The sequence below is a fragment of the Ensifer sp. ENS03 genome, assembly GCF_014852035.1.
GTDB lineage: Bacteria > Pseudomonadota > Alphaproteobacteria > Rhizobiales > Rhizobiaceae > Ensifer > Ensifer adhaerens.
The window spans coordinates 116,959-142,023 of the sequence record NZ_JACVAV010000009.1 but is presented as its reverse complement, the minus strand read 5'-3'; the positions used below and the strand labels follow the sequence as shown (position 1 = coordinate 142,023).

The window sequence follows — 25,065 nt, the reverse complement described above, 5'->3', positions numbered from 1 at the left end:
CTCCTCCCTTAGCGTGCACGCGGATCGAGCACGCGGTAGAGCACGTCCGAAATCTTGTTGATGCCGATGAAGACCGCGCCGATGACGAGGGTCGAGCCGAGCACGGCCGACATGTCGGCATTGAGCAGAGCGACGGTCAGGTAGTTGCCGATGCCGGGCCAGGAGAAGATCGTCTCGATCATCACGGAGCCTTCGAGCAGGCCGGCATAGGACAGGCCGATAACGGTGATCAGCGGCACGCGGATCGGCCGGAAGGCATGGCGCCAGATGACCAGGCGCTCCGGCACGCCTTTGACCCGGGCGGTCGTCACATATTCCTGGCTCAGCTGGTCGAGCATGAAGGAGCGCGTCATGCGGGCGATATAGGCGAGCGAGAAGAAGCCGAGGCAGGACGCCGGCAGGATCAGGTGCCAGACGGCGTTGCGGAAGATCTCCCATTCGCCAGCAATGATGCTGTCGACAAGGATCAGGCCCGTGACCGGCGACACCATGCCGTCGTAAAAGATGTCGACACGGCCGGGGCCGCCGACCCATTTCAGCTTCGCGTAGAAAATCGCCAGGCCGACGAGACCGAGCCAGAAGGCAGGCACCGAATAACCGAGCAGACCGATGACGCGGATGCCCTGATCGAGCCAGGAGCCACGGCGGGCGGCGGCAAAAACACCGAGCGGCACGCCGATCAGCACGCCGAGCATGATGCCGAGCGTCGCCATTTCGAGTGTTGCCGGGAAGACGCGAGCGAGGTCCTCGATAACCGGCTTGCCCGTCGAAACCGATGTTCCGAAATTGAAGGTGGCGACGTCACGTACGTAGCTGACGAACTGCGTGATCAGCGGCTGGTCGAGCCCCATTTCCTGGCGCACGCGCTCATAGACGGCGACGGGTGCGCGGTCGCCGACGACAGCCAGAACCGGGTCGATCGGCACGATGCGGCCGATGAAGAAGGTGATTGCGAGCAGGCCGAGGAAGGTTATCGCAAGCGTTACCAGGAAGCCTGCCAGTGAAAGAAGGCGCTGCCGTCCCCGACTGGGTCTGGCGGCGCGGCGCGCCGGCGCTGCTGCTGTCGTGCTGTCGTTTGCCACGTGGCGTCACCATCCCTCTTCGCTTGCGGTCTCACTTGTCGATACCGCAAAAATTTGCTTGGAGTATATAAATAAGTTTGCTTAAATCAAAAAAATTTTACTGGGGCGGAAACGGGAGGAATAACCGCTGTGAGCGATCCGTCAGAGGATACGCAGGCCGCTTCGGGCAAATCGGCCGGGGCAGGGCAGCCGAAGGTGGGCGCGCTGGTGCGTGCGCGCCGCCGGCAGATGCATATGACCCTGCAGACGCTCAGCGACGCAGCGGGCGTTTCGGTCGGCTATTTGAGCCAGATCGAGCGCGATCTTGCCATGCCCTCGCTCGGCACACTGGCCCAGATTGCGCAAGGCCTGGGCGCCGAACTCAACCATTTCATCCTGGCACCGGCGATCGACACCGGGCTTTCGCGCGCCGAGGGGCGCATGGTGTTTTCGGTCGGCGGCTCGCCTGTTTCCTATGAGCGCATTGGCGCGGATTTCGCCGGCAACCAGCTTTCGAGTTTCGTCATCACCATTCCGCCGGGGCATCGCTCCGAGGTCTTCAGCCATGAGGGCGAAGAGCTCGTCTACATGCTCGAAGGCGAGATCCTCTTCGGGCTCGATGGCGACGACACCATGCTTTCGCCTGGCGACGGCCTGCACTTCCGCGGCATCCAGCCCCACTACTGGTGGAACAAGACAGACGCACCCGTGCGGTTGATCTGGACCGGCACCCTGCCGCTCTTCCGGCCCCGCGCTTCCCAATCCAACGAGACCGGTCAGCCGCAATCGGCGCTGAAGCCGGCACCGACAAAAACCAAGCCTCATCGAAAATAGGAGAATGATGATGAGAATGTTCAAGGCCGCGGTCTTCGCGGCGTCCCTGATGATGAGCGTGGCGCCGGCCGCACTCGCCGAAACGCCAGCCGATGTGTTGGTCGTTGCCCAGAATATCGACGACATCGTCAGCATCGACCCGGCCGAGGCCTACGAGTTCTCCTCGGGCGAATACGTCACCCAGACCTATGACCGCCTGGTGCAGTACGATGCGCCCGACGTGAAGAAGCTGGCGCCGGGTCTTGCCTCCGAATGGACGGTCGACGATGCGGCAAAGACGATCACCTTCACGCTGCGTGATGGCGTTACCTTTTCCTCCGGCAATCCGCTGCGTGGCGAAGACGTCGTCTACTCCTTCAAGCGCGTCGTCGTTCTCAACAAGGCGCCGGCCTTCATCCTGACGCAGCTCGGCTGGACGCCCGAAAACATCGACAAGATGGTGACCGCCGAAGGTAACAAGGTCACGGTCAAGTATGACGGCGACTTCTCGTCGGCCTTCGTTCTCAACGTTCTCGCCGCTCGCCCGGCTTCGGTGATCGACGCGGAAACCGTCAAGGCCAACGAGGCCGATGGCGACTTCGGCAATGCGTGGCTCAAGGCCAATTCGGCCGGCACCGGCCCGTTCGTGCTCAAGGCCTTCCGCGCCGGCGAGCTGCTCAACCTTGCGAGCAACCCGAACTACTTCGGCGGCGCTCCTGTTATCAAGGGCGTCATCATCCGTCACGTGGCCGAAGCCGCAACCCAGCAGCTGATGCTGCAGACCGGCGACGTCGACATGGCGAAGAACCTGACCCCGGACCAGGTTTCGGGTCTTGAAGGCAAGGACGGCGTGAAGGTCGAATCCTATCCGCAGGCCGCCGTACACTTCCTGTCGTTCAACCAGAAGGACGCGGCACTGCAGCCGGAAGCCGTCTGGGAAGCCGCCCGCTACCTGGTCGACTACAAGGGCATGACCGACAGCTTCCTCAAGGGCCAGATGGAAGTTCACCAGGCCTTCTGGCCGAAGGGCTTCCCGGGCTCGCTCGACGAGACCCCCTACAGCTACGACGTCGAGAAGGCGAAGAAGATCCTGGCCGATGCCGGCATCAAGACGCCGATCAAGGTGACCCTCGACGTCATCAACTCGACGCCGTTCACCGACATGGCGCAGTCACTGCAGGCGTCCTTCGCCGAAGCCGGGATCAACTTCGAGATCATCCCGGGCACCGGTAGCCAGGTCATCACCAAGTACCGCGCGCGCACCCACGAAGCGATGCTGCTCTATTGGGGCCCGGACTTCATGGACCCGCATTCGAACGCCAAGGCCTTCGCCTATAACGAAGACAACGCCGACGACAAGTATCAGTCGACGACCACCTGGCGTAACGGCTGGGCGGTTCCGGCGGAACTCAACGAAGCGACCAAGGCAGCCCTCAAGGAAGCCGATCCGGCCAAGCGCGACGCGCTTTATGTCGACCTGCAGCGCAAGGTGCAGGAAAAGTCGCCGATCGTGATCATGTTCCAGGCCGCGACCCAGGTCGCGATGAAGGACAAGGTCGAAGGCTACGTCAATGGCGCCATCTCGGACTATGTCTTCTACCGCCTGGTGAAGAAGAACTGATCCGCCAGCGATCGCCCTTGCGCCGATGAGAAAAAGGCGCACATATCAAAACGCCCTGGGCCTTCCGGCCCGGGGCGACGTGTTTCTACCGATCGGTTTGATAAGTTCTGGGAAGGTTTTACGACATGGCGGATGTGAAGGTGAGAACGCGGGAAACCGGTGCGACGGCTGTGGTCGGCAAGACCGGCTTTCCGCATGTGACCTCGGTCACCGGTGGTGAACTCGATATCGTCACCGGCCCGTCGCAGGCGGGCTACGGCCCGCTCGATCTGCTCTATGCGTCGCTCGCAAGCTGCCTGGTGCTGAGCGCCCGCATCGCCGCCAGCCGTTTTGGCGTGCTCGACCGGCTGACGGAAGTGAGTGCCAAGGTGACGGGCGAGAAAGCCCATGACGAGCCGTCCCGCGTCGCAAAATTCAACATCGTCTTCGACATCAAGGGTGATTTTGACGACACGGTCCGCCATGCGATCGCGGAAGCCGCCGAAAACGAGATCTGCACCGTTAGCAATACGATCCGCGGCAATCCGGAATTCGTGACCGAGTTTGCCCACTGACGTTCATTGGGTCTCAGCGTCCAACAAAAGGGCGGGCTGCCATTGGCAGCCCGCCCTTTTCGATGCAACTGGCAGAAGGACTCAGGCCGGTTGCGGCGTAAGCGCCTCCGGTTGACGCCGACCGATCGTCAGCACCAGCAGGGCCGCGACAATGCAGAGCATCCCGGCGGCAATCAGCGCCGGCGTATAGGTTTCAAGCGACGTCCGGCTGGCGCCTGCGAGGAAGGTCGCACTGGCCGCACCCAGCTGGTGACCGGTGAAGACCCAGCCGAAGACGAGGGCGGCGCGTTCCGGACCGAAGCGTTCGGCCGAAAGTTTCACCGTCGGCGGTACCGTCGCGACCCAATCCAGGCCGTAGAAGATCGCAAAGATCGACAGCGTGTAGATGTTGAAGCCGCTGAACGGCAGGAACATCAGCGACAGGCCGCGAAGGCCGTAGAACCAGAAGAGCAGCCAGCGGTTGTCATAACGGTCCGAGAGCCAGCCGGAACCGATGGTGCCGATCAGATCGAATACGCCGATCAGCGCCAGCAGGCTGGCTGCTGCGACGGGGGCAATACCAACATCGCCGCAGATCGAAACCCAATGGGTCTGGATCAGCCCGTTGGTGCTGAAGCCGCAGACGAAGAAGGTCGCAAACAGCACCCAGAAGGTGTTGGTCTTGGCGGCGTCGGAAAGCGCCCGGATCGGTGCCATCAGCAGTTCCCCGAAGCTCTTCGCCTTCGGCGGCGCCGCCACCATTTGCTTGCCGCCGAAGGGCGCAAGGCCAAGGTCCCCAGGGCGATCCTGCATCAGAAGCAGGACCAGGGTGAAGGCCGCAAGCAGGATGACGATGATCAGCGTCAGCGCCGAGCGCCAGCCGATCGTTTCGGTGAGAGAAGCGAGCAACGGCAGGAAGACCAGCTGGCCGGTGGCGTTGCTGGCGGTCATCAGCCCGACGACGAGCCCGCGCCGTTTGTCGAACCAGCGCGTTGCGACCGTCGCGCCGAGCACCAGCGCCGTCATGCCGGTACCCACGCCGAGCACGACGCCCCAGATCGCCACCAGGTGCCAGAGTTCCGTCATGTAGAACGAGGCGGCGATGCCGGAGATGATCAGGATCAGCGCCGTAGACACGACCGGGCGCACGCCGAAATGGTTCATGAACGAGGCTGCGAACGGACCGAGCAGACCGAAAAGGCAAAGCCGGATGGCGAGCGCCAGCGAGATTTGCGCATTGGTCCAGCCGAATTCGGTCTCGAGCGGTTTGATGAGCACGCCGGCCGAGCCCATGGCGCCCGCTGTCGAAAGCATGACCAGGAAGGTGACGGCGGCGACAGCCCAGCCGTAGTGGATATTGCGTCTGGCAAGATAACGCGCAAGCGCCGGACCGAGCATCGTCGACTTCCTTTCGTCGGTGTTTTTAGGGCGTGCGACAGCGCTGCGCGGGCTTTCGGAGCGCAGGTCGCAGATTGAACTGTTGTTTGGCAGTTTTCTGCCGGTTCCTGGCAGCTTAGGCTGCCCGGATTCTTCTGGCCTCAAGTCGCAGACTGCGACCAGAAAGTTGGTCTGGAAACGAGGCGCTAGAGCGCCAGCAGCAGGTCCTCCAGCTGGGCGGCGGCGTCGGCTCCCAGCCGCGCCTCGATCTTGTCCTGAGCGGCCTGCCAGAGCGGCGCGCCGTCAGCCAGTATCCGGTGGCCGCTCTCCGTAAGCTCGACAATGGCCTCCCGCTGATCCTTTCCGCTTCCAGTTGCGGTCAATCCCATTCCCTCCAGCACTTTGACGTTGCGGCTGACCGTCGATCGCTCGAGTTCGATCTTGCGGCCAAGCTCGGTCATCGAGATCGGTTCATCGCGCGCGATGTGTCGAAGCAGGCTGAACTGGGCAAGGTTAAGACCAATCGGCTGCAGCGCGTCGTCATAGACTGACGTCACTCGCCGGGTGGCTTTGCGTAAGAGGGCACAATAGCAACGAGACATAATGTGTGTATATACACGCAAGCGATCGACGTCAACCGTTTCTTGGTGTGAAGGCGCTGTTCGAAGCGATCAGCGGTCCAAGCGAAACTGAAGAACGTGGTTGGGGTAAGCCTTGTCGCCGATCGTGAAATGGGTTTGTCCCGCCATCTCAAAGCCACTCGCGAGGTAGAAGGCCGTGGCTTTTTCGTTTTCGGCGTTCACCGCCAGCCAGGTGCCTGGCTGGCCCGTGTCCAGGCAGAATTGCAGGCCGGTCTTCAGGAGCGCCTTGCCGAGGCCGCGACCATGGTGACGGGGCTGGACATAGAGCGTCGTGATTTCCAGGTCGGAGGCGATATCGACCGGTGCCGGCGAATTCGCGGACATGCGCAAGAAGCCGTCGATACCGACAACGTTCTGCGAAACCCAGACGGTCTCGTTGCGGTCGCCCAGAATTTCTTCGAAGCGCGCGGTGGTAAAGTGCTGCAGCGCATAATCGGCAAAGAATGCGTTGACGCCATCCCTGATATACGTGTTCAGCCAGACTTCCAGGCTGATCGCCGCAAGGCTTGACGCATCCGCGACGGTCGCGCGCCTGATTGTCATATCGTTTGTCACGCTGCTCTTCACTGTCTCAATCGACGAAGGGTTCCAGTTCCTTGTCGAACTCCACTTCGACGACATTGTTGAAAAGCGCCGTCGCCACCATGATACCGGAGAAAGCGACGAGGTCGACCAGCGCCTTGGCGTCGTAGCGTGCCTTGAGGCCAACCCAGATTTCCTCCGTAACGGCATTGCTGTCGGCGACGATGGCGCGGCCGAACGCGATCAGGCGCTGTTCGTCTTCGCTCGGCACGTCCGTGTGAAAATCGATGCCGGCATTGGCGAAGGCGCGACGAAAGAAGCCCATGGCGATTGGGGATTTCATGGCCTCCGAAATGGAATGGGAGAGGAACCAGATCGCCCTGTCGTCGAGGGTAGGGCGTAGTTCCTCGCGGAGCGTGAACCATTCCGCATAGATCCGGTGCGCGACCGGCGAATGTAAAAGCGTGCGCTTCATGTTGGTCATGCGGCCACGCACGCGCACCTCCTCGTCGTGGGCGGCGCGGATTTCATCCGAGGCGGTGTCGTAGTCGATCTGGGGGATATGGCTCATGGTCATGCCTGTCTTGGTCGTGCGCGAGCTGCGCAGATGATGGGTAGGAGCGTCAGACGGTGCTGAGCAGAATGCTCGTTTCGCTGTTCGACACGCCCTCGACGTCGCGCACTTCGCGCAGGATGCGGTCGAAATCGCTGAGGCTGTTGGCGCGGATTTCGGCGACCAGGTCCCAACCGCCGTTGGTGGTGTGCAGGGCATAAAGTTCCGGCAGGCCGCGCAGGTATTTGATCACCTTGGTGGTGTTTCGGCCGCTCACCTCGATCATCATGATCGCACGGATGGCGCGATCGTCATAATCCTGCCGCACGCGCAGCGTGAAGCCCAGGACCGCGCCGCTTTCGAGCAGCCGGTCGATGCGAGTCTGCACGGTCGCCCTCGATATGCCGAGCACCGCAGCGATCTTGGAGTAGGGCGCGCGCCCGTCTTCTCGCAGGAGCGAGATGAGCTGGTGGTCGAGGTCATCGAAGATATGCATGAAAGGTGTATATTACGATTGCGCAAATTGCTCAATATGTCCTGTAATTTTGCGCAGGTTTAAAATTTCAACTCACTTCTTGCAAGCCTAGGCTGACTTCATCGAATTTCTCCGATGGAGTTTTAAACGTGGTTCAGTATGTCGGTGTCGGCAACGTAATCGAGCTGGTCAAATCGATCGGCATTGAGACGTTTCTTGTGGGTCTTGCGGAATACATCGAAGACGATTTCCGCCGGTGGAACGTTTTCGAAAAAACTCCGCGGCTGGCCAGCCACTCGAAGACCGGCGTCATCGAGTTGATGCCGACCTCGGACGGCGAGCACTACGGCTTCAAATACGTCAACGGCCATCCGAAGAACCCCAATGTCGGCCTGCAGACGGTGACCGCCTTCGGCGTTCTTTCCGACGTCAGCACCGGCTACCCCTGTCTCGTTTCCGAAATGACGATCATGACGGGACTGCGCACGGCGGCGACATCGGCGCTTGCCGCGAAGTACCTCGCACGTCCTGATGCCCGCTCGATGGCGATCATCGGTCTCGGCGCCCAGTCCGAATTCCAGGCGCTCGCCTTCCGCGCCCTTCTTGGCGTCAAGCGCCTTCAGGTCTTCGATATCGATGCGGAAGCCGCCGCCAAGTTCTGCAACAACCTCTCGGATATGGACTTCGACATCGTCGTCGCAACCACGGCGGAAGAAGCGGTTGCTGGCGCGGACATCATCACGACCGTCACGGCCGACAAGCGCAATGCCACGATCCTCTCCGACAACATGGTGGGCGCCGGCGTTCACATCAACGCCGTTGGCGGCGATTGCCCCGGCAAGACGGAGTTGCAGGGGGACATCCTGCGCCGCGCCGACGTCTTCGTCGAATATCCGGAACAGACCCGCATCGAGGGCGAGATCCAGCAGATGGCGCCGGACTTCCCGGTCACCGAACTCTGGCAGGTGATTGCCGGCGAGGCCGAAGGCCGTCGCTCGAGCGCCCAGATCACCATCTTCGATTCCGTCGGTTTTGCTACCGAAGACTTCTCGGCCCTGCGCTTCCTGCGCGACAAGATCCAGGGTACCGCATTCTACACCGAGCTCGACCTGACGACCCAGCCGGACCATCCGCGCGATCTCTACGGCCTGTTCCGGCAGCAGCCGGCGGTCCCTGCCGAGCGGAGTGCCGCATAACATGAAGAGACTGTCCGTACAGGCGCCGAAGGGCGTCGTGATGATCCGCCCGCACCACTTCGGCCCCAACCCGATGACGGCCAAGGACAATGCCTTCCAGGCGACCGACGCGGCGCGCCAGCCGACTGCGATCGCCAAGGCCGCCTATGACGAAGTCAGCCGCATGGCCGACGGGCTTTCGAACGCCGGCGTCGCAGTCCATCTCTTCGAAGACGAGACGACGACGCGGCCGGACTCGGTGTTCCCCAACAACTGGTTCTCGACCCATTCGGGTGGCCATGTCGCGATCTATCCGATGTATTCGGAAAGCCGTCAAAGCGAGCGCCGCTCCGACATCATCGAGATGCTGAAGAACGAGTACCGCGTTCAGGACGTGATCGATTACTCCGGCCTTGAAAAGGACGGCGTCTATCTCGAAGGCACGGGCGCCATGGTGCTCGACCATATCGGTCGCGTCGCCTATGCCGCACGTTCCAACCGCACCAATGAAGTGGCGCTAGAACGCTTCTGCACCCACTTCAATTTCGAGCCGATGATCTTCGGCGCGGTCGATCGCCAGGGCAACTCGATCTACCACACCAACGTGCTGATGTGCATCGGCACCGAGTTTGCGCTGATCGGCACGAGCATGATCCCGGATCTCGCCCGTCGCCAGGAGATCTGCTTGCGGCTTGAGGAAACCGGCCGCCAGGTCATCGATCTGACGCTGGAGCAAATCGAGAACTTCGCCGGCAATGCCATCGAACTCGACGGTGCCGATGGCCGCGTCGTGGTCATGTCGGCTCGCGCGCTCGCCTCGCTCCGCGCCGACCAGATCAAGGCGCTCGAAGTCTCTGCCCGTGTTCTCGCCTTCGACGTTCCGACCATCGAGCTCGCGGGCGGCTCCGTGCGCTGCATGCTCGCTGGCGTTCACCTGTCACGTCGGGAAAACGTGAACAAGCAACCGCTTTACGCCGCCATGTCCGATCGATAGAAGCACCTCATCCAAGCCAAAGGTACTACAAATGTCGCAGTCACGCCCCGTCTACCAGTTCAACAACATCATCGTCCGCACCCCGTCGAAGTCGGTCGTCAACGGCCTTCGCGCCGATGACCGCGGCAACCCCACCTTCGAAGGTGTAAAGGCAGAACACGATGCCTATATCGCGGCGATGAAGGACGCGGGCGTCAAGGTGACGGTGCTGCCGGCGCTCGAAGCCTTCCCGGACTCGATCTTCGTCGAAGATCCGGCGCTGGTCTTCACCGAAGGCGCGATCCTCTTGCGTCCGGGTGCCGAAACCCGCGTCAAGGAAACGCCGGAGATCGAGCCGACGCTTCGCGCCATGTTCGAAACGGTTCTCGATCTGCCAGGCACCGGCTTTGCCGATGGCGGCGACGTTCTGACCACCCGCGAAAGCGTGATGATCGGTCTTTCGGCCCGTACCAACAAGGTTGGCGCCGAAGCACTTCAGGCCTGCCTGACCAAGCTCGGTCGCAAAAGCGAGATCGTCGCCACGCCTGAAGGCGTGCTGCACTTCAAGACCGATTGCTCGCTGCTCGACGACGAGACCGTGCTTTCGACCGCGCGCCTCGCCAAGTCCGGCGCCTTCGAGCGCTTCAAGCAGGTGATCATTCCCGAAGGCGAAGAGCCGGCAGCGAATGCGCTGCGCGTCAACGACGTCGTCATGGTCGGCTCGGACTTCCCGCGCACGATCGAGATGCTCGACAAGCTCGGCTACAAGGTCGTGCCGATGAAGACGACGGAGATCGGCAAGATCGACGCAGGTCTTTCCTGCATGTCGCTACGCTGGTTCAGCAACACGCTCTGACCCGACGCAATCCCCGAGGAGGAACATTATGAAGACGTTGAAGACCGCCCTGTTCGCAGGGATCGCCCTTTCCATGGCTGCCGGCAGCGCGTTTGCCGAGGAGACGCTGCGCCTCGGCATGACGCCGGAGCCCTACATGCCCTTCACCCAGGTGAACGCCGGCGGCGAGTGGGAGGGCCTTGAAGCCGATCTCTCCCGCGCGCTCTGCGAGAAGATGGCCGTCAAGTGCGACATCAACCAGATGGCCTGGGACGGTCTCATCCCGTCGCTGAAGGAAAACAAGGTCGATTTCATCATCGGCGCCTTCTCGATCACCGACGAGCGCCGCCAGGTCGTCGATTTCTCGACGCCCTATTACACCGAAGGCACGTCCTTCGTTGGCTCCAAGGGTGACACGAGCGAGATCAAGACGGCCGACGCCGCCGACGGTTCTGGCAAGATCATCGACCCGGCAAGCGTCGAGGGCAAGATCATCGGCGTGCAGACGTCGAGCGTGCAGTCGGCCTATGTCGCCAAGTACCTGACCGGCGCCGAAGCCAAGAGCTACGACACCGCCGACAACTCGGTCGCCGACCTCATCGCCGGTCGCGTCGACTACGTGCTCATCCCCGACCTCTACATCCAGACCTTCCTGAAGACGCCTGAAGGCGCCGACTACGAGGTCAAGGTCGAAGTGCCGAAGAACGTCACGCTCGGCGAAGGCGTCGCCTATGCCGTCCGCAAGGGTGACGCTGCGACCCTCGACAAGGTCAATGCCGGCCTTGCCGCGCTCGAAAAGGACGGCACGACGCAGAAGCTCGTCGACAAGTGGATCTTCGGCAAGAAGTAAACCGAATTTCGGAGGGCGGCGGCCAGCGTCGCCGCCCTCATTCGCCAAAACCGGCCGCAGCGCCGGGGCACCATCGCAGCAACCGCTACAGCCACCTTGCCCGCACCGATCGGGCAGCGGCGTAGGGGCTGACGAGACAATCGGGAACAGGTAACGACGGATGGACTATTACTGGCAATTGCTTGCCTGGGGCGGCGAGGGCTGGGGCGACGATTTCGCCTGGGGCCTGGTGATGACCCTGCAGGTCTCCGTGGTCGCCTATGCGGTTGCGGTTCTCTTCGGCTTCCTGGGCGCTGCCGGCAAACTGTCGAAGCACCGGATCCCGCGTTTCCTTGCCGATATCTACACGACGGTCGTGCGCTCGCTGCCTGAGTTGCTCGTCATCCTGCTTCTCTATTTCTCGGTCGCGAGCGGTGCCGAGCGGCTGTTGAAGCACTTCGGGCTCGTTGCCGAAACCTTTCAGTTCAGCTCGTTCTGGGCGGCGATCATCGCGCTCGCCTTTGTTTCCGGCGCCTTCATGACCGAGGTGCTGCGCTCGGCCTTCCTCTCCGTGCCGCCGGGCCAGATCGAGGCGGCGGTTTCGATCGGCATGAACAGGCGCAAGGTCTTCACCCGCATCATCTTCCCGCAGATGATGCGCCACGCGGTCCCCGGCATGGGCAATCTCTGGCTGTCTATCACCAAGGAAAGCGCCATCATCAGCGTGCTCGGCTCCTTCAGCGAGCTGCTCTACACGGGCTATCGCGCGGCGGCAGGCACCAAGCAGTACATCTTCTTCTACGGGCTGACGGCCATTCTGTTTCTGGCAATTACGCTCGTTTCCGTCCTGGTGATCGCCCAGATCGAGCGCCGCCTCAATCGGGGGCACAACTGATGGAAACGATCTCCAACGTCGTCGGCTTCCTGCCGGCGCTGATCAAGGCGACACCGCTCACGCTGCTTCTGACGGCGGTCGCCGGCGTCTTCGGCCTCGTCATCGGCACGCTCGTGGCGCTCGCCCGGCTTTCCGGTCGCCGCGTGCTTTCGGTTCCGGCCTATGTCTTCACCTTCGCCTTCCGCGGCACGCCGCTTCTGGTGCAGATCTACCTGATCTATTACGGCCTCGGGCAAATCCTACCCGGCACCTGGGTGCGCCATAGCTTCCTCTGGCCCTATCTGCGTGACGGCCTGTGGTATGCGATCTTTGCACTCAGCCTCAACCAGGCTTCCTACAATGCCGAGGTCATCCGCGGCGCGATCAAGGCGATCCCGCGCGGCCAGATCGAGGCGGCAAAATCGATCGGCATGCGCTCGTCGATGGTCCTGCGCCGCATCACCCTGCCGCAGGCGTTCCGCTCGTGCCTGCCGGTTTTGACGGGTGACCTGATCATCCTGCTGAAGACGACGTCGCTTGCCTCGACCATCACCATTCTTGAGGTCATGGGCACCGCCCGCATGCTGCAGCGCCAGTCGCTGCTGATCTTCGAACCGCTGATTGCCGCCGGCATCATCTATTTCACCGTCGTGTTCATCCTGACGCGCATCATGGGCGTCGTCGAGAAGCGGCTCACGCGCTACCGCACGGCGAAGGCATAAAGAGGAGACGCGCCACGGCGCGCGAGAGGAATGAACATGGTCGCATCAGCGCTTTCGGTGAAGAACATTCACAAGAGCTTCGGGTCCGTCGAGGTGCTGAAAGGCGTCTCCTTCGAGGCGAAGTCCGGCGACGTCATCTCGCTGATCGGCAGCAGCGGCTCGGGCAAGAGCACGCTTCTGCGCTGCATCAACTATCTGGAGACGCCGGACGAGGGCGAGATCTCCGTCTCGGGCGAGGTGATCCGCACCGTCAAGGGCAAGGACGGCAAGTTCCATGCAGCCGACAAGCGGCAGCTCGAACATATCCGCACGCGCCTCGGCATGGTGTTCCAGAGCTTCAACCTCTGGTCCCACAAGACCATTCTCGAAAACATCATCGAAGGGCCGATCCACGTGCTCGGCATGACCAAGAAGGATGCGATCGGCGAAGCCGAACTGCTGATGGAGAAGGTCGGCATCACGCCCAAGCGCGACCATTATCCCAATCAGCTCTCGGGCGGTCAGCAGCAGCGCGCGGCAATCGCCCGCGCGTTGGCAATGAAGCCGGAAGTGATGCTCTTCGACGAGCCGACCTCGGCGCTCGATCCGGAACTCGTCAACGAGGTGCTGCTCGTCATCAAGAAGCTTGCCGAAGAGGGCCGCACCATGGTGATGGTCACCCACGAAATGTCACTCGCCCGTGATATCTCCAGCGAAGTGATCTTCCTGCACAAGGGTTTGGTCGAAGAACGCGGCGCCCCCCAGCAGATGATGCGTGACCCGCAATCGGCGCGCCTGCGCCAGTTCCTGCAGATGGCTTGAGGAGGCCCCGATGCGCGACACCAATTTTTCCGAGTTCCTGCCCGAACTCGTCGATATCCGCCACAAGCTGCACGAAATGCCCGAGATCGGCCTTTCCGAGGTGAAGACCTCCGAGTTCGTTGCGGAACTGCTGCAGTCCTGGGGCTTCGAGGTCACCCGCGGTCTTGCGACAACCGGCATCGTTGCAACGCTGAAGCGTGGCAACAGCAACCGCGCCATCGGCTTTCGCGCCGACATGGACGCGCTGCCGATGCAGGAGGAAACCGGTCTTGCCTATCAGAGCAAGCATCCGGGCGCGATGCATGCCTGCGGCCATGACGGTCATACCAGCATGTTGCTCGGGGCTGCCTGGGCGCTGTCGAAGGACGAAAGCTTCAACGGTACGGTTCATCTGATCTTCCAGCCGGCCGAGGAAAACTTCGGCGGCGGCAAGCTGATGATCGAAGACGGCCTTTTCGAGCGCTTCCCTTGCGAGCGGGTCTATGCGCTTCACAACTGGCCGGGTCTTCCAGTCGGCCAGTTCTCCAGCCGCGCCGGTGCCATGGCGGCATCGATCGACGTGCTGACGCTGACGATCAAGGGTAAGGGCGGCCACGGCGCCCAGCCGGAACTGACGGTCGATCCGGTCGTCATCGGTTCCAGCGTGGTGATGGCGCTGCAGACGCTGGTGTCGCGCAATGTGTCGCCGCACCAGCCGTCCGTGTTGACGGTTGGTTCGTTCCAGGCGGGTTCGGCCTCGAATATCATTCCGGATACCGCAGTGCTGGAAATCAGCATGCGCGCGATGGATCCTGTTGTCCGCAAGCAGTTGCAGGAGCGCGTCGAGCAGGTCGCCCGCCTGCAGGCGGAAAGCTACAACGCCGAAGCCGTCTTTGACTGGCAGGTCGGGTATCCCGCGACGATCAACGATGCTGAGGCGGTCGAGGATGCGCGTGCGGTGATCGCCGACACATTCGGCGCGGATGCCTATGTCGAACTGCCCGAGCCGCTGATGGGCAGCGAGGACTTCTCCTTCCTGCTGGAAAAGGTGCCGGGCGCCTATGTGCTGATCGGCAATGGCGACAGCAGCGGGCTGCACACAACCCGCTACGATTTCAACGACGACATCCTTGAGCGCGGCGCGACCTATTTCTACCAGCTCGCACGCGCAGCGCTCGTTTAAGCGCGCGGCATCAATTGCCCGGCCGTTCAGGTGGCCGGGTGCAGGTCGCCGAAGACCGTCGGGATCAGTTCCGACACGGTTGGGTGGATATGAACTGCGTGCGTGATCGTCGTGTAGGGCTTGCCCGCATACATCACGTCGAGGATGCTCTGCACTGCCTCGTCGCCGCTCGTTCCGAGGATCGATGCACCGAGGATCTCCTTGCTGTCGGCGTCGACGATCACCTTCATGAAGCCTTCAGTCTCGCCCTTTTCCACGGCGCGGCCGACGCGGGTCATCGGCCTCGTACCGATGAGCAGCTTGCGCCCCGACTTGCGCGCCTCGGTCTCGGTCATGCCGGCGCGGCCGAGCGGCGGATCGATGAAGAGGCCGTAGGTTGAAATGCGATCGCTGACCTTCCGCGCCTCTCCGTCGAGCAGATTGGCGGCGATGATCTCGAAGTCGTTATAGGCCGTGTGGGTGAAGGCGCCGCGACCGTTGCAATCACCCATCGCGAAGATGTGCGGCACGTTGGTCTTAAGCGTCTCGTCGACTTCAACATAGCCGCGGGCGTCAGTCTTGACGCCGCTCCGGCCGAGATCGAGGTCGTCCGTGTTCGGCCGGCGGCCGGTTGCCAGCAGCAGGTGAGAGCCGACGATCTCGGGTGCGCCCGCCGTGCAATCCACGCCGGCGACGACATCGTCGCCGCTCCTGGCAAAGCGGATGCATTCGGCATTGAGGCGAAACTGGATGCCCTCTTTTTCGAGGATCGCGAGAATGGCGTCTGAAACGTCCGCATCCTCCCGGCCGATTAGCCGCGGCCCCTTCTCGATTACGGTGACCTCGGAGCCGAAGCGACGGAACATCTGCGCAAACTCGAGTCCGATATAGCTGCCGCCGACGACGATCAGGTGGCGGGGCAGGGTGTCGAGATCCATGATCGAGACGTTGGTGAGATAGGGCACCTCCGCGACACCAGGGAAATCCGGGGTTGCGGCGCGTCCGCCGACATTCAGAAAGATCTGGTCGGCCGAGAGCAGCGCGGCGCCGACTCGGATCTCATGCGGGCTTTCGAAGCGCGCATGGCCTTCGAAGACTGTGCAGTTCTCCATGCCTTTCAGCCAGTTTTCGATGTTTCCCCGGGACGTGAACCGCACCGTGTCCTTGCGCGCCATGACGCGGGTAAAGTCGATGGTGATGGGACCGGTCGTCACGCCATAGTCCGCGCCCCGTCGCGCCAGATGCGCGGCATAGGCGCTCGCGACCATCGCCTTGGTCGGCATGCAGCCGGTGTTGACGCAGGTGCCGCCGAAGTGCTTGCGCTCGATCAGCGCGACGGTTTTGCCCGCTGCCGTCAGCCGGCCGGCAAGCGATGGGCCGGCCTGGCCGGCACCGATGATGATTGCGTCGAAATGTTTCGTCATGAGACCGAGGACACCACCCAGAGTGCGAGGAGAACGGCAACAGCATCCTCGAGAAGGGCGATCGGCAGGTCCTTGCCGCCGATGGCCGCGACGAGGCGCTTGCGGGCTTCATAGCCGCCGAGCGTGCCGATGACGGCACCGATGACGCCGGCGACCAATCCTTGGAGCATAGCATGTCCGGTCAATCCGAGCGCGGCCCCGCAGAACGCGCCGCTGACGATGCGGGCGCCGAACTGTTGCGGCACCTTTCGGCTCGGTGTGCTCGGCAATTGGTCGGTGACGAACTCAACTAGGGCCAGGAGGCCGAAGATGTAAGGTGTGAAGCGAAAGCCCATGAAGGCCGCCCAGGTACCGCTGAGCGGCAGCCATCCCGCGGCTGCGCCAATACTGACGGCGGCGGGTGCGGTCATGGTGCGCAGGCCAGCGACCACGCCGATAATGAGCGTCAGAAAATAGATCGACATCGTGTCCCCGAACGTTCGCCGGGCGAACCCAAGCCACCAGCCCCCAAGCGGTTCGGGTCGAGCGGCATCGCAACCAAGAGTGAAAGCGGATGTTTCTGGCGGGCCGCGATCAGAGTGGCCGACAACGCCGGCGATTGCAACGCCCAATCAGCTACCGCCATAAACGGTAGTCTATGCTTTCGATCGTGTTTATCAATGTAGGAAAATATTCGCCTGCCACAGTCTCTGGATGCAACCCTATTTTTTGCCGGGGGCTGACATATATGGAATGGCTTGCCCCGACGGAGCGGACGTTCCGTGATCAAACTTGCGCATCGAAATCCGAGGAGAAACCTATGCGCCTGACCAGACTGCTTATCGGAACTGCCCTTGCCTTGACCTTGACTGCCGCGGCGGCGAGCGCCGATGTGGTCGTATCCTCGAAGATCGACACGGAGGGCGGGGTGCTTGGCAACATCATCCTTGCCGTGCTCAACGCCAACAACATCAAGACGGTCGATCGCGTCCAGCTTGGGGCGACGCCGGTCGTACGCAAGGCGATCACCGCCGGCGAGATCGACATCTATCCGGAATATACGGGCAACGCCGCCTTCTTCTTCGAAAAGGCCGACGATCCGGTCTGGAAGGATGCTGCCAAGGGTTACCAGACGGCCAAGAAGCTAGACTACGATGTCAACAAGATCGTCTGGCTGACGCCATCGCCGGCCAACAACACCTGGGCGATCGGCCTGCGCAAGGAAGTCGCTGACGAAAACAAGCTGAAGACGCTGAGCGATTTCGGCAAGTACATCGCTGGCGGCGGCAAGGTCGTGCTGGCGGCGTCGTCGGAATTCGTGAATTCGGCCGCCGCACTGCCGGCGTTCCAAACCACCTACGGCTTCACCTTGAAGCAGGACCAACTGATCACGCTTTCCGGCGGTGATACCGCGGCGACGATCGCGGCCGCGGCAAACCAGACGAACGGTGCGAACGCAGCCATGGTCTATGGCACCGACGGCGGCATCGCCCCGTCCGGCCTCGTGGTCCTGGAAGACGACAAGGCCGTCCAGCCCGTCTATCAGCCGGCCCCGATCATTCGCGAAGCGGTGCTCAAGGAAAACCCGCAGATCGAGGAACTCTTGAAGCCCGTGTTCGAGAAACTGGACCTGGTGACGCTGCAAGACCTGAACGGTCGCGTGCAGGTCGGCGGCGAACCGGCCAAGGCGGTCGCCGAGGACTTCCTGAAGAAGAACGGCTTTCTGAAATAAGTTGACGGAGATCCGGGACGCTGGTCGGATGGCTGGCGTTCCGGGGATAGGCCTGCAGGTGCCGGAGATGCGCCGGCACAGGCGGGGAGGGAATGTGGTTTGAAAGCACTCCGCTTTGACAAGCTCGGAGCGATCATTGCGGCCCTGGCGCTCGGCGGCGCCTTCATAGCGCCTTTTGCAACGTTTCGTGCCAACCGTATCGTCGCCGGTGAGGTCAAGTCGGTGGCCGACGCCCTGCCTGCGGGGTGGAGTGCCGTGCTGCTGGGCATCGTGGTCTGCGCGGTCATCGTCGCGCTGGTCCGATCGCCCGCTTACCTGCGTCTCGCTGCCGCCTTTGTCGCGCTCGCCGCGCTGGCGCTCGGCATCGGCGTTGCCGCCACGCATCTGACACCCGAAGCCAACACCTATGCCCGCGTCTCGCCGGCTTCGGGCTTCTGGATCATGCTCTTTGCCTTCGGGCTGCTCGCTGCCGACGCCTTGACGCGACTGCGCCCGGCGCCCTTCGTGCGCATCGTCGTTCTCGCCGTCGTGCTGGCCTTTGCTTCGGCCATCCTTCTCGCCGGCGCCTGGGACGGCCTGTCGATTCTCAAGGAATATGCAAGCCGGGTGGACACGTTTTGGGCGGAGGGCCGCAAGCATGTGACCCTGGCGCTCGGTTCGCTCGTGGCTGCGACCCTCGTCGGCATCCCGCTCGGCATCCTCTGCCACCGCGTCACGCGGCTGCGCGATGGGTTGCTCGGCGTCCTGAACGCGATCCAGACGATCCCGTCGATTGCGCTCTTCGGCATTCTCATCGCGCCGCTCGGCTGGATCGCCCTCCATGTGCCGGGTGCGGCTGCCATCGGCATTCGTGGCATCGGTGTTGCCCCGGCCTTTGTTGCGCTCTTTCTCTATTCGCTGCTGCCTGTCGTCGCCAACACCGTCGTCGGTCTGGCAGGCGTTCCGCGGGACGCGAATGATGCCGCGCGTGGCATCGGCATGACCGATTGGCAGCGGCTGGTCGGCATCGAATTTCCGCTGGCCTTCCCGGTGATCCTCACCGGCATCCGCATCGTGCTCGTCCAGAATATCGGCCTTGCGACCATTGCCGCGTTGATCGGCGGCGGCGGCTTCGGCGTCTTCGTCTTTCAGGGCGTCGGTCAGACCGCGATGGACCTCGTGCTGCTCGGCGCCGTCCCGACGGTCGTGCTGGCGTTCGCCGCGGCGATCGTGCTCGACGCGGTGATCGAGATGGCCACACCCAACACCAGGCAGGCAGAGGCCGCATGATCGAGATCGAGAACATCACCAAGCGATATGGCGAAAGCACCGTTGTCGACGACGTCAGCCTGACGATCGCGCCGCGCACCGTCACCGTCGTCGTCGGCACCTCCGGCTCCGGCAAGACCACGCTCTTGCGCATGGTCAACCGGCTGGTTGAGCCGACCTCGGGCGCGATCCGTCTCGATGGCGAGGACAATCGTTCGCTGCCCGGTTATGAGTTGCGCCGGCGGATCGGCTACGCAATCCAGGGGCACGGTCTGTTTCCCCATTGCACCGTCGCCCAGAACATCGCGACCGTGCCGACCTTGCTCGGATGGGAACGGGCGCGCATCGATGCGAAGGTGGAAGAACTCCTGCGCCTTTTCCAACTCGATCCCGCAGATTTCGGTCCACGCTTCCCACACGAGCTTTCCGGCGGCCAGCAGCAGCGCGTGGGCGTTGCCCGGGCGCTTGCCGCCGAGCCGAAGGTGCTCTTGATGGACGAGCCCTTCGGGGCGCTCGATCCGATCATCCGCGCCAAGGCGCAGGACGACCTGCTTGCCATCCAGAAACACTTCCAGACGACGATCATTCTCGTCACCCACGATATGGAAGAGGCCTTTCACCTCGCCGATCGCATTGCCGTCATGGACAAGGGCAAAGTGGTGCAGTACGCGACCCCCGCCGAAATGCTGCTGAAACCGGCCACGCCCTTCGTCGAAAGCCTGATCGGGACGGGCGAACGGCCCTACCGCCTGCTCGCGATCGCGCCGGTCTCGAGCGCGGTTGAGCCCGGGGCCGCCGAAGGCGCGCCGATATCGAGCGATGCCAGCCAAAGGGAAGCCCTGGCCGAACTCCTCTGGTCCGGACGAGATGCGTTGCCGGTGGCAGGTCCCGACGGCGCCGTAATCGGCAGGGTCAGCCTGGAGGGGTTGGCCAAACGCGCGGCCGGTCCAGCCTGATGCCGAAGCTCGCCACTCTCATTCGCATCGCGGTTTTCCTGGTTCTCGTCGCGTTCCTGCTGCAGCCCCATTGGTTCGAGCCGCTGCTGCGGCCGCTGGTGCAGGACAACGCCCCCGTCATCTACAACCAGGGAAGCCTGCTGCAGCTGACGTTCTTGCATCTGCGCACGGTGGCGCTGGCGGTGGCAGCGGCCGCGCTGGTTGCGCTTGCGCTTGCCATTCTCGTCACGCGCACGTCCGGAGCAGAATTCCTGCCGCTGTCGCGCAGCCTGGTGAATATCGGTCAGACCTTTCCGCCCGTCGCGGTTCTTGCGCTCGCTGTTCCGATCTTCGGTTTCGGCGAAAAGCCGACGCTGATCGCGCTTTTTCTCTATGGCCTGCTGCCGATTTTCGAGAATGCGCTGACGGGGCTGACGACCTTGCCTTCCTCCGTCATGGAGGCGGCGCGCGGCGCCGGCATGACCAGCGGCCAGCGGCTTCTCAAGATGGAGTTGCCGCTGGCGATGCCGGTGATCCTGGCGGGTATCCGGCTTTCGGTCGTCATCAGCCTGGCAACCGCCACGATCGGATCGACGGTCGCCGCAAAAACACTCGGCGAAGTAATCATCGCCGGGCTGCAATCGAACAACCTTTCCTTCGTCGTCCAGGGCGGCCTGATCGTCGCAACGCTTGCGGTGCTTTTGCACGATGGGTTGCAGGCGGCGGAGCGGAAGCTTGCCGCGCGGATGGGGCGCTAGGCGCAGGCGGTGGAGATGCGCAACCGGGCAATCGGCCGGCTGTCTCAGCAAACTGCCGTTCCCCGTGTTAGGATGGCCGATGCTCTACCGCGGCGCCAAAAGTCCTATTGTCAGGGACATGGGTGGATTCAAGGTCAGGCTCAACATGCCCGGCTGGCTGTTGCCATGGCCGCGCGACCATGGCTACGGACCGCTCGCGATGGTCGCTGAAACGATATTGGATCCTGGCAGGCTGGTCGCCATGCACGAGCACAGGAACGACGAGATCCTGTCATGGGTGCCGGAAGGGGTCATGCGCCACGACGACCGGGCGACCGGCAGACTGGTCACCGATCGCGCGCATCTGATGGTGATGAACGCCGGGCAAAGCTTCTGGCATTCGGAGGAAACCTTGTCTGGTGATCCTCCGCTGCGCATGCTGCAAATTCTCGTGCGCCCCCATAGCGTCGATCTCCCGCCAAACATTCAGTACGGTCCGATCGAGCCGGCGCCCCTCAATTGCTGGCGGCATCTCGTTGGGGCCGAGGGGGAGGGAGCGCCATTCTACTTCCGCAACGCCATCGATTTCTTCGATCTCAGGCTCGAGGCGACGGCAAAGGTGGCGTTTCCCCGGAAGGAGGGGAGGCACCTTTACTTCTATGTGTTCTCCGGTTCGGTGGAAGTCGGGGGCGTCCGGTTTGACGAGGGAGATCAGGGGCTCCACCAGTCGGACGGACCATTGGACCTCGTCGGCATCGGCAACGCGCTGATCGTCGCGTTCCTGATCGATCCGCGGGCGCCGGCAGCGCGCAAGGGGACGGTCGGCGATCATCCCAAGATCCCGTCACCCGTTCTGGCGCGGACCTTGCTGACACTGCTACGCTTGCGCGATCGTCTCCGACGGAGGAGCTAAGTGGATCAGCGACCCCTCACGCAACGTGCAGTGGTCTGGACCGCTTTCCTCCTGCCGTAGAGTTGCGATGCGTGCACCCTTCTTGGTTGTCTGTAGAATGCCTGCTTTGTCGGCATTTGCCTGAGGTATGAAAATGAATTTCACAATTTTACAAAATATGCGGATTTGAGTTGACGGCCTGAAAAAACTGTCCCAGTCTGCGAAAATAAATTACGCCAAAAGGCAGGGGAACAGGACGAGCATGAAAGTTGGCATCATCGGACTCGGATTCCGTTTGGGTTATCTCGGCTATGTCTTCAAGGCCATGGACGAGAGCTTCGAAATCGCCGGATACGTCGATCCGAACCCGGCCGGTCTGGCCACGCTCACCGAAAAAGGCATCTCGCCTGGCAAGGCCTACGCGACGCCCGAAGAACTGATCGCCAACGAGAAGCTCGATCTCCTGATGATCGGCTCGCCCAACCACATGCACCTCGACCACATCCGGATCGGCCTTGAAGCCGGCCTGAAGGTCTTCAGCGAAAAACCGATCGTCACCACGATCCAGGAAAGCCTGGAACTCGCAGCGCTGATGGCGAAGTTTGGCCATGAGCGGCTGATGGTCGGTCTCGTGCTGCGCTACGCGCCGATGTACCGCGACCTCCGCCAGGCGCTTGCCGAAGGCAAGCTAGGGCAGGTGGTCTCGATCGAGGCTTCCGAGCACATCGAGCCCTACCATGGCGCCTTCTTCATGCGCGACTGGCGCCGCTACGAGCGCTATTCCGGCAGCTTTATGCTGGAGAAATGCTGCCACGACCTCGACCTCTACAATGGCGTCGTCGGAGCCCGGCCGGAACGCGTCGCAAGCTTCGGCGGCCGCAAGAGCTTCATCCCTGCCAACGACCCGGCCCGCGAAGGCATCAACGACCTCGAACTCTTCCATCGCAAGCCGAGCGGCTGGATGGGGTCCGACAAGGTCTTCGACAGCGACGGCGACATCATCGACTACCAGGTGGCGATCGTCGAATACGCCAACGGCGTCGGCATGAACTTCCACACCAATCTCAACGTGCCGGATCAGTTCCGCCGCTTCTGCATCATGGGCTCGCGCGGCATGGCCGAGGGCGATTTCATCCGCGGTTACTTCGACGTGCACGAGATGCTGACCGGCAAGAAGGTCATCGAGAACAAGTACAAGGCCACCGAACTGTCGCAGCACTATGGTGCCGACGAGCAGATGGCAACCGACATCATCGGCCACGTCCGCGACGGCCGACCTCTGCCGGTTTCGACGCGCGATGCGCTGGAAGCCGGCATTCTGGCGCTCTCCATGGACGAGGCTCGGCGCAAGAAGAGCGTCATAGACCTTCGGCCCATATGGGACCGTTTCGACGAAGCCCTGCATTCCCGCGCGGCGTAAGGGGAGGCGACGGATGAGTGTTCAACGCAGCACAGTCATCTTCGCCTGGATCCTGCTTCTTCCTGCTGTTCTTTACGTCACGGTGATCGTCGCCTATCCGCTGGTCGACACCTTCATCCTGTCGTTTACGGACGCGTCGCTGAAGAAGACGACCAATTGGGTCGGCTGGACCAACTATGACAAGATCTTCAACGAGACCTTCGCCGAGGTCATCTTCCGGACCTTCATCTGGACGTTTTTTTCGGTGTCGATCAAGATGATCATCGGCGTTTTCGGCGCAACGATGCTGAACGCGGCCGTGCCCGGCCGGGCGCTTTTCCGCCTGCTCACCATGCCGCCATGGATCGTGCCGATGGCCATCGGCATCTTCATGTGGGGCTGGATGTACAACGGCCAGTTCGGGATGATCTCCGGCGTGCTGCAGAACATGGGGTTGTCGAACGGGCCGATCGCCTTCCTCGCCCGCGGAGAGACTGCCTTCTGGGCGACGATCATCACGGACGTGTGGATCGGCGTGCCGCTAGTGACGCTCTATATGCTGGCAGCCATGCAGGCGATCCCGCAGGATCTCTATGAGGCCGCGTGGACCGATGGGGCAGGGCGTTTCTATCGCTTCCGCCGCATCACGTTGCCTCTGCTCGTGCCGTCGCTGATCACCATGTCGATGCTGTCGCTGATCGCGACCTTCAACTCGTTCGATATCATCTGGATCCTCACCCAGGGTGGACCCAACGGTGAGACGACGACGATGATCATCGACACCTATCGCACCGCGATCGGGTCGAAGAAGTATGGCGAAGGGGCAGCGCGCGCCGTGCTGATCTGCATCTTCCTGTCGATCTTCTGCTTTGCCTATTTCCGGGTGACGAGCCGCCTTTCTCAGGGGGAACAGAAATGAGCCAGCCTGCCCTGATCAATCGCTACCGCTGGTACGAGCTTGTCGGAATCTATGCCGGTATCTTCGTGTTCCTGTGCTTTATCCTGGCGCCCTTCGTCGAGGGCTTTCTGGTGTCGCTGAAGCCGCTCGGGCTGCTGTTCTCGTCACCCTATCGCTTCTGGCCGGAAAACGGCTCGTTCGCCGCCTACTTTACGATGTGGGAGAGCGTGCCGGGCTTTGCCCGCTACATCTTCAATTCCTTCTTCATCTCCACCATCGTCACGGCCATCGTGCTGGTGCTGGTCATACCCGCTGCCTATGCCTTCGCCCGCTTCAACTTCCGTGGCGCCGGCGTGCTTTTGGGGGCATTCCTTGCCGTCAACATGTTTTCGGGGGCGGTGCTGCTGATCCCGCTCTTCCGGCTGATGCGCACCTTCGGCGTCCTCAACACCTATCTGGCCATGATCGTGCCGGGCGTTGCCTTCCTGATCCCGTCGGCGATCTGGCTGTTGCGCACCTACATGATGCGCATCCCGCGTGAACTGGACGAGGCCGCCTTCGTCGACGGCGCCAGCCACTTCTATACGCTGCGCCGGGTGATCCTGCCGATCGCCATGCCCGGCATCACCGTGGTGGCGATCACCACCTTCATCGGCGCCTATGCCCAGCAGTTCATCTACGCGCTGACCTTCAATTCCAAGAGCGAATACATGCCGCTTCCCGTCGGGCTGTTTGCCTATTTCGGACGCCAGGAAGTGGTCTGGAACGAACTGATGGCGGCAAGCTTCGTCGGCATCGCGCCGGCTGTCGTCGTGATCTTCCTCTTGCAACGCTATCTCGTCAGCGGGCTCACCGCGGGCGCGGTGAAACAATAA

At 62.3% G+C, this 25,065-nt stretch carries 27 protein-coding genes; 19 read left to right on the top strand and 8 right to left on the bottom strand.

Translation table 11 applies throughout. The features are described 5' to 3' along the window. Positions 1-8: 8 nt before the first annotated feature. A complete protein-coding gene (locus IB263_RS26245; protein ID WP_051659494.1) occupies positions 9-1,082 on the bottom strand; it encodes an ABC transporter permease in 1,074 nt (357 codons plus the stop codon). Between the two features lie 129 nt (positions 1,083-1,211). Here IB263_RS26245 and IB263_RS26240 point away from each other — a divergent pair, with 129 nt between their 5' ends. The 3 genes from IB263_RS26240 to IB263_RS26230 all read left to right on the top strand — a co-directional run bounded on the left by IB263_RS26240 (position 1,212) and on the right by IB263_RS26230 (position 4,049). After that, entirely contained in the window at positions 1,212-1,895 is a 684-nt protein-coding gene (locus tag IB263_RS26240; RefSeq protein ID WP_034799462.1) for a helix-turn-helix domain-containing protein, read from the top strand. A 10-nt stretch (positions 1,896-1,905) separates the two neighbouring features. Beyond that, positions 1,906-3,495 (top strand): ABC transporter substrate-binding protein, encoded by a 1,590-nt coding sequence (locus IB263_RS26235; protein WP_060518279.1) that lies wholly within the window; start codon positions 1,906-1,908, stop codon positions 3,493-3,495. A gap of 125 nt (positions 3,496-3,620) precedes the next feature. Beyond that, positions 3,621-4,049: an OsmC family protein gene (locus IB263_RS26230; protein WP_060518277.1), complete on the top strand. Its 429-nt coding sequence runs from the start codon at positions 3,621-3,623 to the stop codon at positions 4,047-4,049. Positions 4,050-4,130: 81 nt separating this feature from the next. Here IB263_RS26230 and IB263_RS26225 read toward each other — a convergent pair whose 3' ends face one another. From IB263_RS26225 to IB263_RS26205, 5 genes are all read right to left on the bottom strand, one after another. Then, positions 4,131-5,426: an MFS transporter gene (locus tag IB263_RS26225; protein ID WP_034799465.1), complete on the bottom strand. Its 1,296-nt coding sequence runs from the start codon at positions 5,424-5,426 to the stop codon at positions 4,131-4,133. Between the two features lie 185 nt (positions 5,427-5,611). Next, a complete protein-coding gene (locus IB263_RS26220) occupies positions 5,612-6,007 on the bottom strand; it encodes a MarR family winged helix-turn-helix transcriptional regulator (RefSeq protein ID WP_034799468.1) in 396 nt (131 codons plus the stop codon). Positions 6,008-6,076: 69 nt separating this feature from the next. Continuing rightward, entirely contained in the window at positions 6,077-6,589 is a 513-nt protein-coding gene (locus IB263_RS26215) for a GNAT family N-acetyltransferase (RefSeq protein ID WP_192439247.1), read from the bottom strand. Positions 6,590-6,617: 28 nt separating this feature from the next. Further along, positions 6,618-7,139, bottom strand: coding sequence for a hypothetical protein (locus IB263_RS26210; protein ID WP_034799759.1), 522 nt, complete (start codon positions 7,137-7,139; stop codon positions 6,618-6,620). 52 nt (positions 7,140-7,191) lie between these two features. Then, positions 7,192-7,617 carry an Lrp/AsnC family transcriptional regulator gene (locus IB263_RS26205; RefSeq protein ID WP_034799473.1) on the bottom strand — a complete coding sequence of 142 codons (426 nt, stop codon included), beginning with the start codon at positions 7,615-7,617 and terminating at the stop codon, positions 7,192-7,194. Positions 7,618-7,709: 92 nt separating this feature from the next. Here IB263_RS26205 and IB263_RS26200 point away from each other — a divergent pair, with 92 nt between their 5' ends. The 8 genes from IB263_RS26200 (at position 7,710) to IB263_RS26165 (ending at position 14,967) form a co-directional block, all read left to right on the top strand. Then, positions 7,710-8,792, top strand: coding sequence for an ornithine cyclodeaminase (locus IB263_RS26200; protein WP_060530301.1), 1,083 nt, complete (start codon positions 7,710-7,712; stop codon positions 8,790-8,792). A gap of 1 nt (position 8,793) precedes the next feature. Continuing rightward, entirely contained in the window at positions 8,794-9,765 is a 972-nt protein-coding gene (gene ctlX / locus IB263_RS26195) for a citrulline utilization hydrolase CtlX (RefSeq protein WP_034799479.1), read from the top strand. Positions 9,766-9,796: 31 nt separating this feature from the next. Continuing rightward, positions 9,797-10,600, top strand: a complete 804-nt coding sequence (locus IB263_RS26190; RefSeq protein ID WP_034799482.1) for a dimethylarginine dimethylaminohydrolase family protein — start codon at positions 9,797-9,799, stop codon at positions 10,598-10,600. A gap of 28 nt (positions 10,601-10,628) precedes the next feature. Then, the gene (locus IB263_RS26185; protein ID WP_034799485.1) at positions 10,629-11,429 is read left to right on the top strand and encodes a transporter substrate-binding domain-containing protein; all 801 of its coding nucleotides are present in this window, start codon (positions 10,629-10,631) and stop codon (positions 11,427-11,429) included. A 160-nt stretch (positions 11,430-11,589) separates the two neighbouring features. Then, complete coding sequence (locus IB263_RS26180) at positions 11,590-12,303, top strand: ABC transporter permease (RefSeq protein ID WP_034799489.1); 714 nt, start codon at positions 11,590-11,592, stop codon at positions 12,301-12,303. After that, on the top strand, positions 12,303-13,004 hold the full coding sequence (locus tag IB263_RS26175) for an ABC transporter permease (protein WP_060586196.1): 702 nt from the start codon (positions 12,303-12,305) through the stop codon (positions 13,002-13,004). The genes IB263_RS26180 and IB263_RS26175 overlap by 1 nt, the downstream gene beginning before the upstream one ends. A gap of 36 nt (positions 13,005-13,040) precedes the next feature. Then, positions 13,041-13,805 carry an ABC transporter ATP-binding protein gene (locus tag IB263_RS26170; RefSeq protein ID WP_090426603.1) on the top strand — a complete coding sequence of 255 codons (765 nt, stop codon included), beginning with the start codon at positions 13,041-13,043 and terminating at the stop codon, positions 13,803-13,805. 10 nt (positions 13,806-13,815) lie between these two features. After that, positions 13,816-14,967, top strand: a complete 1,152-nt coding sequence (locus IB263_RS26165) for a M20 aminoacylase family protein (protein WP_060586197.1) — start codon at positions 13,816-13,818, stop codon at positions 14,965-14,967. Between the two features lie 26 nt (positions 14,968-14,993). Here the strand turns inward: IB263_RS26165 and IB263_RS26160 are convergent, their stop codons facing one another. Together IB263_RS26160 and IB263_RS26155 are read right to left on the bottom strand one after the other, a co-directional pair. Continuing rightward, positions 14,994-16,370 (bottom strand): FAD-containing oxidoreductase, encoded by a 1,377-nt coding sequence (locus tag IB263_RS26160; RefSeq protein WP_034799502.1) that lies wholly within the window; start codon positions 16,368-16,370, stop codon positions 14,994-14,996. Continuing rightward, complete coding sequence (locus IB263_RS26155) at positions 16,367-16,834, bottom strand: membrane protein (RefSeq protein ID WP_034799505.1); 468 nt, start codon at positions 16,832-16,834, stop codon at positions 16,367-16,369. Before IB263_RS26155 ends, IB263_RS26160 begins: the two co-directional genes overlap by 4 nt. Before the next feature lie 335 nt (positions 16,835-17,169). On the opposite strand from IB263_RS26155, the gene IB263_RS26150 reads away from it, so the two are divergent. From IB263_RS26150 to IB263_RS26115, 8 genes are all read left to right on the top strand, one after another. Continuing rightward, positions 17,170-18,081, top strand: a complete 912-nt coding sequence (locus IB263_RS26150; protein ID WP_060586199.1) for an ABC transporter substrate-binding protein — start codon at positions 17,170-17,172, stop codon at positions 18,079-18,081. Between the two features lie 99 nt (positions 18,082-18,180). After that, positions 18,181-19,350: an ABC transporter permease gene (locus tag IB263_RS26145; protein ID WP_060586201.1), complete on the top strand. Its 1,170-nt coding sequence runs from the start codon at positions 18,181-18,183 to the stop codon at positions 19,348-19,350. Further along, positions 19,347-20,285, top strand: a complete 939-nt coding sequence (locus tag IB263_RS26140) for an ABC transporter ATP-binding protein (RefSeq protein WP_192439246.1) — start codon at positions 19,347-19,349, stop codon at positions 20,283-20,285. The genes IB263_RS26145 and IB263_RS26140 overlap by 4 nt, the downstream gene beginning before the upstream one ends. Beyond that, on the top strand, positions 20,285-21,022 hold the full coding sequence (locus IB263_RS26135) for an ABC transporter permease (protein WP_192439245.1): 738 nt from the start codon (positions 20,285-20,287) through the stop codon (positions 21,020-21,022). Before IB263_RS26140 ends, IB263_RS26135 begins: the two co-directional genes overlap by 1 nt. A 79-nt stretch (positions 21,023-21,101) precedes the next feature. Continuing rightward, positions 21,102-21,914 carry a pirin family protein gene (locus tag IB263_RS26130; protein ID WP_060601434.1) on the top strand — a complete coding sequence of 271 codons (813 nt, stop codon included), beginning with the start codon at positions 21,102-21,104 and terminating at the stop codon, positions 21,912-21,914. Positions 21,915-22,155: 241 nt separating this feature from the next. Further along, positions 22,156-23,313 carry a Gfo/Idh/MocA family protein gene (locus IB263_RS26125; RefSeq protein WP_034799520.1) on the top strand — a complete coding sequence of 386 codons (1,158 nt, stop codon included), beginning with the start codon at positions 22,156-22,158 and terminating at the stop codon, positions 23,311-23,313. A gap of 13 nt (positions 23,314-23,326) precedes the next feature. Continuing rightward, positions 23,327-24,211, top strand: coding sequence for a carbohydrate ABC transporter permease (locus IB263_RS26120; RefSeq protein WP_034799524.1), 885 nt, complete (start codon positions 23,327-23,329; stop codon positions 24,209-24,211). Beyond that, positions 24,208-25,065, top strand: coding sequence for a carbohydrate ABC transporter permease (locus IB263_RS26115; RefSeq protein WP_034799530.1), 858 nt, complete (start codon positions 24,208-24,210; stop codon positions 25,063-25,065). Before IB263_RS26120 ends, IB263_RS26115 begins: the two co-directional genes overlap by 4 nt.